Annotated in this window: 7 protein-coding genes; 1 reads left to right on the forward strand and 6 read right to left on the reverse strand. The window is 36.2% G+C overall.

The window, feature by feature from the left end:
- The 6 genes from Q0410_RS05255 to Q0410_RS05280 all read right to left on the reverse strand — a co-directional run.
- On the reverse strand, positions 1-1,710 hold a 1,710-nt coding region (locus tag Q0410_RS05255; RefSeq protein ID WP_299033848.1), incomplete at its 3' end, for a sodium-translocating pyrophosphatase.
- Positions 1,711-1,840: 130 nt separating this feature from the next.
- Complete coding sequence (rpsR, locus tag Q0410_RS05260; RefSeq protein ID WP_299033852.1) at positions 1,841-2,065, reverse strand: 30S ribosomal protein S18; 225 nt, start codon at positions 2,063-2,065, stop codon at positions 1,841-1,843.
- A gap of 25 nt (positions 2,066-2,090) precedes the next feature.
- On the reverse strand, positions 2,091-2,603 hold the full coding sequence (locus Q0410_RS05265) for a single-stranded DNA-binding protein (RefSeq protein ID WP_299033854.1): 513 nt from the start codon (positions 2,601-2,603) through the stop codon (positions 2,091-2,093).
- Between the two features lies 1 nt (position 2,604).
- Positions 2,605-2,889 (reverse strand): 30S ribosomal protein S6, encoded by a 285-nt coding sequence (gene rpsF / locus Q0410_RS05270; protein WP_299033857.1) that lies wholly within the window; start codon positions 2,887-2,889, stop codon positions 2,605-2,607.
- 186 nt (positions 2,890-3,075) lie between these two features.
- Positions 3,076-3,816 (reverse strand): LrgB family protein, encoded by a 741-nt coding sequence (locus Q0410_RS05275; RefSeq protein WP_299033860.1) that lies wholly within the window; start codon positions 3,814-3,816, stop codon positions 3,076-3,078.
- A 1-nt stretch (position 3,817) separates the two neighbouring features.
- Complete coding sequence (locus tag Q0410_RS05280; protein ID WP_299033863.1) at positions 3,818-4,165, reverse strand: CidA/LrgA family protein; 348 nt, start codon at positions 4,163-4,165, stop codon at positions 3,818-3,820.
- 642 nt (positions 4,166-4,807) lie between these two features.
- Here Q0410_RS05280 and Q0410_RS05285 point away from each other — a divergent pair.
- A complete protein-coding gene (locus Q0410_RS05285) occupies positions 4,808-6,271 on the forward strand; it encodes a hypothetical protein (RefSeq protein ID WP_299033866.1) in 1,464 nt (487 codons plus the stop codon).
- Positions 6,272-6,374 lie beyond the last annotated feature (103 nt).

The raw sequence follows: 6,374 nt of genomic DNA on the forward strand, positions 1-6,374 counted from the left end.
TCCACCTAGGGCTGTTGGGCCAAAGACAAGTCCTACAAAGATTGGTACTACTATGGCTAAAACGCCTGGTAGGATCATTTCTTTTAAGGAAGCTGATGTTGAGATTTCAATACATCTTTGGTAATCTGGTTCGCTTGTTCCTTCTAGTAGGCCTGGATCATTTCTAAATTGTCTTCTTACTTCATTGATCATTTCTGTGGCTGCTTTTCCTACAGAGTTCATTGTGAGTGCTGTAAATAGGAATGGTAGCATGCCGCCTATGAACATTCCAGCTACTACGTGGGAATCTAGAATTGATATTGTTTCTAGGTTTAATGTTTCTGAGTAGGTTACGAATAGGGATAGGGCTGTTAGGGCTGCAGAGCCGATTGCAAAGCCTTTACCTATGGCTGCTGTTGTGTTTCCTATTGAGTCTAGTTCGTCTGTGATGTCTCTAACATGGCTTGGTAGGGCTGCCATTTCAGCGATTCCGCCGGCGTTGTCTGTGATTGGGCCGTAGGCGTCTACTGATACTGTTGTGGCTGTTGTTGATAACATTCCTACTGCTGATAGGGCTATACCAAATACTCCGTCTGCCCAGAAGGCTACGATGATACCTAGGGCGATTAGGATGATTGGACCAACTGCTGATAACATTCCTGTTGAGAGACCTGCGATAATGTTGGTTGCAACACCTGTTTTTGATTCTTCAGCAATATTTTTTACATATTTAAACTTATCTGATGTATATACTTCTGTTAAAAGACCAATTGCAATTCCTACTATGATTCCTGTAATTATTGCAAGTGCTGCTTTTACGTTGCCGAAGTAGGCAAAGGATAAGATCACTGCTGCAACTATTACAATTGCACCTGAAACGTAAATTGTCATCATTAGGCCCTTTTGTGGGTCTTTATGGTTTTTGTTTGTAAATAAGAAACTTGCTACTAAAGATGCTAGTATTCCTATGGCTGTTAGTAGTAGGGTAAAGTTTAGTCCTGCTTCGCCGTATGACACTAGGCCTAGGGTGATAGCTGAGATGATTGCTCCGGCATAGGATTCAAATAAGTCTGCTCCCATTCCTGCAACGTCACCTACGTTATCTCCAACGTTATCTGCGATTACTGCTGGGTTTCTTGGGTCATCTTCTGGAATACCTGCTTCTACCTTTCCTACAAGGTCAGCTCCAAGGTCGGCAGCCTTTGTATAGATACCGCCTCCAACTCTAGCAAATAGGGCAACAGATGATGCTCCAAGTGAGTAACCCATTACTATTGCAGGATCTTTAAAGATTAGATAGCAGATCAATAGACCTGAAAAACCAAGTCCTGTTACTGCATATCCCATTACAGATCCACCTGCAAAGGCAAGTTTGAGGGCTCTGTTTGTGCCACCTTCCATAGCTTCGTTTGCACATTTAGCGTTGGCTTCAGTAGCTGTTCTCATTCCTATAAATCCTGTTAGCATTGAGAAACATGAGCCTATTATATAGCAGACCATGATTCTTATGTCTAGGAATATCGCAATTAGGATTGATACAACTACTACGAAGGCAACGATGAACTTATACTCGCTTGCGATGAAGGTCATTGCTCCGTCTTTGATGTATCCTGATATCTCGTGCATTCTTTTTGAACCACTTGATACAGGAAGGATTCTCTCTTTAATTGTAAAGGCCATTAGAACTAGGGCCAAAATGGCTACAATTAGAGAAATAATAACAATTAACATAATTCCTCCTTTTATTATTTAATTATATCTATAACTATACTTTTATATATTTAATATTCATGTTTTATAGCAAATAAAAAAGGGAGCGATGCTCCCAGCTTGCTTATTGAAATTTTTTGTTTATATTCTCTTAGTTTTCTTCGTAAGGCAATAGGGCTACTTGTCTAGCTCTCTTGATTGCTCTTGTGATTTCTCTTTGGTGTTTTGCATTTAGACCAGTAACTCTTCTTGGAAGAATCTTACCTCTGTCAGTAATAAATCTCTTAAGAGTTTCAATGTCTTTATAGTCTATTACCTTTGATGGGTCTTTAACAAATGGATCAACCTTTTTTCTTGGTTTAAATCTTCTTGCCATTGTAATTCCTTTCTCTTATATTTCTCTAGAATGGAATTCTGCCATCGTCTTGGATTTCAGTAAAGTCATCATCAAAAAAATCATCGTTTGTGGATGGACCACTTGCCTGATTGTTTTGATAAGAATTTGTTTGAGAATAGTTGTTTTGGTAGACATCTTGGTTATCACCAGGATTTGAGCTATGACTTTGTCTTTCTGATCTTGATCCTAAAAACTCAACATTATCTGCGACAACATCTGTTGTATAGACTGTCTTACCTGTTTCCCTATCTTGGTAGCTTCCGGTTTGGATCCTACCTTCTACTGCGCATTGACTTCCTTTAAAGAGGTATCTTGAGGCGTTTTCTGCCTGCCTACCCCAAACTGTTATCCTTGGAAAATCCGCTGTTGGACGATTAGCTGCTTCCGCTTCTTCTCTTCTTTCTCGACTTAGTCTCTTATCAACTGCTAATGTGAATGTGCATACCGCTTGATTTGCTTGGGTATATCTTAACTCAGGATCCCTAACAAGGCGTCCTATTAGTAACACTTTATTCATATTAGTCCTCTTTTCTTATAACCATGTATCTAAGAACGAAATCTGAAAGTCTTAGTCTTCTTTCAAATTCTTTGATGTGGTCTGGTTGAGACTTAAAGTCTACTATATAGTAGTAACCTTCTTTAAGATCATCGATCTCATAAGCAAGTCTTCTTCTTCCCCAGTCATCAACTGATACAACTTCGCCGTTTTCTTCGATATGACCTTTAAATCTATCTAGAAGAGCATTTCTGTCAGCATCAGCTAGTTCAGTCTTGAAAATCAATACTGCTTCGTAATTATTCATATTTTCACCTCCCTGTGGACTATTGACCCCGTTTATACTACGGAGTAGAGATTACATATAAATAATACTCTTAAACTTATTTATTGTCAATCCTTATTTGGATTTATCTTAAGTTTAAACCGTTTTCGATAAATAAAAAAACTAAGGCTACCAAATGATAAACCTTAGTTTCTATATACTTATTTCCTAGAAAAATATTACTATAAATAGTGGCATCAAGATTACAGTGCAGATACCTGCTACTGCTATAGATAGACCACTCATAGCTCCTTCTACTTCTCCCATTTCAATGGCTTTTGATGTACCCATAGCGTGGCTTGATGTACCTATGCCTATACCCTTGGCAACTGGGTCTTTAACTTTCATTAACTTCATTACGCTTGGGGCAAAAATTGCTCCAACAGTTCCCCTTAGGATAACTGTTATAGCGGTAATAGCTGCGTAGGTTTTTATTGTCACATCATCTGCCCCAAATTTAGCTACGTATTCCTCTGTTAGGGACTTAGCTATAGGAGTTGTTACAGATTGTGGCATCATAGAAAGGGTCAAATCTCTTTCAAAGCCAAAGGCTTTTGATAGAAGATAGGCTGATAAGATCGCTACAAAAGATCCAACAAAGACCCCAACTAAAATTGGTACTAAGTTTTCCTTTAATTTTTCAATGTTTCTATATAGACTTACTACAAGAGCAACTGTAATAGGTGCTATCATAAAGGAAATGTATTTTCCACCCTTATTAAAGTTTTCGTAGGTAATGCCAGTTAGCTTTAAGAAAATTATACAAAACACAATCGCAAGTAAAAGTGGGTTTAAGATTGCAATTTTTGTTTTCTTATTAATACGCATCCCTATCCTAAACATTACTATAGAAAGGATTATTCCAAAAAATTCATTATCTGCTACATAAGTATTTAAAAAATCACTCATATTATTTCCTCGCTTTTTGTACTAGTTCAACTATTTTAGCTGTAATAGCCATGGTCACTAGACATGATATAGTCATAACTATAAGAATCTTTAGGGCATTATCCCTAATAACATCAAATTGAACCATAAGACCAACACCTAGTGGAGTGAAGGTAAAGGCAAGGATTGATGTTAGGAAATCTGATGTTTCTCCAATATCTTCTACCTTTAACATCTTTGTGCAAAGGGCAATAAAGAGGAAAATCATACCAAAAACTGGTTCTGGGATTGGTAGACCAGTTAGTTTTTTAGCAATGAATCCTAATAATAAGAAAAAAAGTAAATAACAAAATTCTTTTAAATATTTCATAAAATCTCCTACATATGTATTTTTTCTGTTCCTTCCATCATTTTTTAGTTTTTAGCCTGCTATCTCTACCACACTCCCTTTGCTTTTATAAGCTTTTATTATTGATTTTATAAAAACCTACTAAATAAGCCCTAGCTAAGTTAAAACTTTTATCAAAGATAAAAATCGTTTTATTTTCAAAACAAGACTTTTTCTTGAGGTCTTTTATTAGTTTTATTATAACATACTTTTTTATTAATGAAAAGGTTTATTTTTTTCTCCTATCAAAACCACACAAATAAAGGATAACTAAGTTTTTATCCTGATAATTTTTTCTTGTAAGCACCATAGCTTAAAAATATCATAAAAAAGTCACTTATCCTTTTTATATGCTAACCAAATCTTAAATATCCACACTAAAACTCCACCAAATAAGGGAATATTTCTTTAATAAAGGCAGGCCCCATGCTCTGTAAATCAAGGAAAGTCGCTCCTGTCACTCCTCCATCCTTTTCTTATAATTTATAAGATATATTATATATCTAGAAAAAGACACTAAACTTTTGTAATTTATCTTGACATAGATTATAATGGTAGTAGAAGTAGACTCAGAGCTATTAATAAAATCTAATAAGGATGTTTGCGATTATTCGCAGATAAAAAATGAAAGGTAAAAATTTGGCCCTAATGGCTGCACTTGCAACTGGATTTATAATCCAGGGTGCATCCACATCCTATGCCAATGATCAATTCGATGCCTATATCGATGAATTCATGTGGTATGAGGAAGAAAGAGACAATCCTGAAATTAACCCGGACTCTATCTATAAAAAGAAGGAATACAAACAAAATTACGAAGAAAACCTAGAAAATACAAATATAGCTAATGACAAAAGCGAGTACACAGTTAAAGACTTACAAAATCTAGAAGCTGAAGTTAATTCTCTAGACCAAGAATACGACAAGCTCCAAGAAGATATCAAGGCTTTAGAAAAAGAAGCTGTTGTAGAAGTCTCTGAAAGTGAAATAGCAGAAGCCAAGGCCCAGTGGGATAAGGGTTCTGTAGAATTTTTTGAAGCAAATGGTTCTTATGAAGCTATAGAAGTTTTTAAAAGTATCCCTAATAAAAACGGTATGAACTATGAACCTAGCACAGCTCCAAAATACCTAGAGTTAAACCGCATAGGCAATAAAATAGACGAAAATGACTCAAGAAGTCTAGAAAACATGAAAATATCCATAGAAAGCTTAGAGGCCATAAACGAAAAAAGACAAAAAGAGGGTGGTATTGACGTCAAAAGCCTAGCTGTCTTTGGTATATCTGACTACGATATGGCTGTAGCCCAGGCCAATGCCAACTATTCTAGCCAGTATATAGAGCACTCTTCTGTCTATGGCCCTTCATACGAAAACCTAGCCTGGTCTTATAGCGACCCAACAACTAAGGAAGCTATAAGACAATGGTGGGATGAGGAAAAACCAGTTTTTGATTACCTAAGGTCTCTAGGTTTAAAGTCTAGAAATGAAATGGAAGCTTATATAGATAGAAACAAGGCTGATATGGAAAGAAGGTTTAAAAACCCACAAGTTGGCCACTATACAAACCTAGTAGATGACTTAATGTGGGGTTATTCTTGGTCTCCAAAAGATACAATTAGTGCAGGCTACGCCCTTAGAAAAACAGGCAAGTATCCATACACAAAATCAATTGTTATGAACCCTTCTGACCCTACAAATAGGACAGTTTACTCAATAGATGACTATGAAGATAGGTTCTTAACCTACTACAACGACCTATATTCTGTAGTCCACCTAGCCAAAAAAATCCTTAATGAAGAAGCCTTTGTTAATATGGCAAAACTTATTAAGAAATCAAACAAGCTTGAAGGTGAGATTAAATCTAAAAAAGCAAGCCTAGAGAAAGTAAGGAAAAAACAAGCCACCTATATTAAATTACAAGAGACAATAGAGAAAAATAGGATAACAACAGCCGGAGCTAAATTCTTACTAAAAAACAGTCCAAAGGAGATAGCCCACGTTAGACCTCAATTACTCCAACTGATAAAAGAGTCTGAAGCCATATGCAGGCAGGCAGAAAATGTCCTTAGAAAAGCTGGCATGCTATAAAATCTAATATTTAAAAGATTCAAAAAACCACTCCCGAGTGTAAATACTGGTTCTATAATAAATCGTGTTGGTAGAAGTAAATGATACTTCTGTCAGCACGATT

The organism is uncultured Anaerococcus sp. (assembly GCF_937934665.1).
In the GTDB taxonomy this organism is placed as follows: Bacteria; Bacillota; Clostridia; order Tissierellales; family Peptoniphilaceae; genus Anaerococcus.

Bases quoted from the DNA above. Each gene is read 5' to 3' on its own strand.
- Q0410_RS05265 (WP_299033854.1), bottom strand. From the start codon at position 2,603: ATGAATAAAGTGTTACTAATAGGACGCCTTGTTAGGGATCCTGAGTTA.
- Q0410_RS05275 (WP_299033860.1), bottom strand. From the start codon at position 3,816: ATGAGTGATTTTTTAAATACTTATGTAGCAGATAATGAATTTTTTGGA.
- rpsR (WP_299033852.1), bottom strand. From the start codon at position 2,065: ATGGCAAGAAGATTTAAACCAAGAAAAAAGGTTGATCCATTTGTTAAA.
- rpsF (WP_299033857.1), bottom strand. From the start codon at position 2,889: ATGAATAATTACGAAGCAGTATTGATTTTCAAGACTGAACTAGCTGAT.
- Q0410_RS05285 (WP_299033866.1), top strand. From the start codon at position 4,808: ATGAAAGGTAAAAATTTGGCCCTAATGGCTGCACTTGCAACTGGATTT.
- Q0410_RS05280 (WP_299033863.1), bottom strand. From the start codon at position 4,165: ATGAAATATTTAAAAGAATTTTGTTATTTACTTTTTTTCTTATTATTA.